Consider the following 2,502-nt stretch of genomic DNA (forward strand, 5'->3'; position numbering starts at 1 on the left):
ACAGATAAGAAAGATTTTTGGATGCAGTTAAATGAAAAGCGTGCTGCAGCAAAAGTGACAAAAGAAGATGAGAATACATTTAGGAAGCAAGAGATGGAAGGGAAAGAATTAGATAAAAAAGTAGAAGAGTTACGTAGGGAAAGAATTACGCAAGAAGAATTAAGTGAACTTTCAAAAGAGGATTTAGAAGTACTAGCAATTAAAAGTAGAATGAATGCGGGATATAAAATGACGCCGCAAATCGTTAAAAAAGATGTAAGTCAAAATGAATATGCAGTCGTAAGTGAAAGATTGGCAAGTTTGCCAGGGGTGGATACGACAGTAGACTGGGAACGTGAATATCCAAATGATAAAATACTTCGTTCAATCCTTGGTAGCGTTTCTACTGAAAATGAGGGCTTGCCAAGAGAACATTTAGATTATTATTTAGTGCGTGATTATAACCGAAATGATCGCATTGGAAAGAGTTATATCGAGAAACAGTACGAAGATGCATTACATGGAACGAAAGAACAGTCGAAAACTATTATGGATAAAGCGGGAAATATTATTCGGACAGAAAAAGTGACTGAAGGAAAAAGTGGAAATAATTTAATGTTAACAGTGGATATGGAGTTACAGAAAAAAGTAGAGGAAAGTCTTGAAAAGAATTTACGAGCGTTTCATTCTGCAGAGCCGATGATGGATCGCGCGTTCGTTGTAATGATGAACCCGAAAAACGGGCAAATTTTATCAATGGCTGGGAAGAAAATTGTAAATAAAGATGGTGGCATGCAAATAGAAGACTTTGCTTTAGGAACGATGACAAGTTCTTATGAGTTAGGATCAACTGTGAAAGGGGCTACGTTATTAGCCGGATATCAAACTGAAACAATTAAGCCGTTTACGCATTTCTTTGATGCACCAATGTATTTTAAAGGAAGTACTAAGCCGAAGAAATCGTGGAAAGACTTTGGTGATATTGATGATTTAAGAGCTTTACAAGTTTCATCAAACGTTTATATGTTTAATACAGCATTAAAAATGGCGGGTATAAATTATGTGCCAAACAATCCGCTAGATATTAAAAAAGAGACATTCAATAAAATGCGCTACTACTTTAGACAGTTTGGCTTAGGTGTACCGACTGGAATTGACTTGCCGAATGAATCGATTGGTCAAATGGGTAGAACAGATGACATACCTGGTTTTTTACTTGATTATGCGATTGGACAATATGATACATATACGCCGCTTCAACTTGCTCAATATATGTCAACAATTGCAAACGGCGGTTACCGAATGAAACCACAAATTGTACAAGAAGTGAGAGAGCAACCACATAGACCAGAGGATGTTGGAAAAGTTGTTCGGTCTATTGAACCAGTTATTTTAAATCGAGTGGATATGGACACTTCATACATTAATCATGTAAAAGAAGGATTTAGAAGAGTTTTTCAAGAAACTGACGGGACAGGTACTGCAACGTTTAAAGGATTACCGTATAAACCAGCTGGAAAAACAGGAACAGCTGAAACTGTATATGGTGGAGAAAGTGATATTGGAAGAGATGAAAACTATAACCGAAAAAAATGTTATAATTTAACTCTTGCCGGTTATGCACCATATGATGCTGATCCAGAAGTAGCTTTTTCAGTTGTTGTACCTTGGGTGAATGATGACAAATCAGGAATTAATTCCGCGATTGGTAAAGAGATTTTGGATGCGTATTTTGAATTGAAAGCAAAAAGAGCGGGTGGAAATCCAGTCCCAGTAGAACAACCGAACAAGGCCCAGTAAAAATAGTATCACTGCATGGAGATATATTGTGCAGTGATATATTTTTGAGTTAAAAAGCGTTTAAATAAGGTGGGAATGGATATGAAACATGAGATGAAAAGAGGCTGGGGGAAATACATACTGTTTGTGTTTGTTTTGGTAGTAGCCTATCATTCTTTTACTTTATGTAAAGTGGAAGGAAAATCGATGCAACCAACTTTATATGAAGAAGACTACGTATTTGTAAATAAAGCAGCGGTACATTTTTCTAATCTAGAGCATGGAGAAATTGTCATTATAAAGGAAGAGGATGAGTCGAAATATTATGTGAAACGAGTAATAGGACTTCCTGGTGACGTAATTAACATAACGAATGGATCTGTATATGTAAATGATAAAAAGCAAGAAGAACCGTATACAAATAAAGATTTATTCAATAATACGCAAGTGTTTTATAACTTTCAAAAGACAAAAATCCCGCCAAATAAGTTATTTGTAATGGGAGATAATCGTGAACTTAGTAGAGATAGTCGAAACGGCTTAGGATATATTGAAGAAGATAATATAATAGGCAAAGTGGAATTTGTATATTATCCTTTTTCAAAAATGAAGATTATAGAATAAGTGGGGTTATACAAAACCCCACTTATTAAAGTTTCACTTTACCCCGCATTAACGGGCAGTAAGACCACCACCTCAAAATTCAGCTGTACAAAGGAGTTAGGTGGGAGATCAACTGCCCGT

2 protein-coding genes are annotated in these 2,502 nt (G+C 35.8%); both read left to right on the forward strand.

Features of this window, described 5'->3' with window-relative positions; translation table 11 throughout:
* Positions 1–1,779: peptidoglycan D,D-transpeptidase FtsI family protein (locus KI369_RS23645; protein WP_212957605.1), on the forward strand; the 1,779-nt coding region annotated here is incomplete at its 5' end.
* 81 nt (positions 1,780–1,860) lie between these two features.
* Positions 1,861–2,382: a signal peptidase I gene (lepB, locus tag KI369_RS23650; protein ID WP_212957607.1), complete on the forward strand. Its 522-nt coding sequence runs from the start codon at positions 1,861–1,863 to the stop codon at positions 2,380–2,382.
* The last annotated feature ends 120 nt before the right edge of the window (positions 2,383–2,502 follow it).

The organism is Bacillus sanguinis, assembly GCF_018332475.1.
GTDB lineage: Bacteria > Bacillota > Bacilli > Bacillales > Bacillaceae_G > Bacillus_A > Bacillus_A sanguinis.

What these genes read in the sequence shown, in the direction of transcription:
- lepB (WP_212957607.1), top strand. Translation starts at nt 1,861, where the DNA reads ATGAAACATGAGATGAAAAGAGGCTGGGGGAAATACATACTGTTTGTG.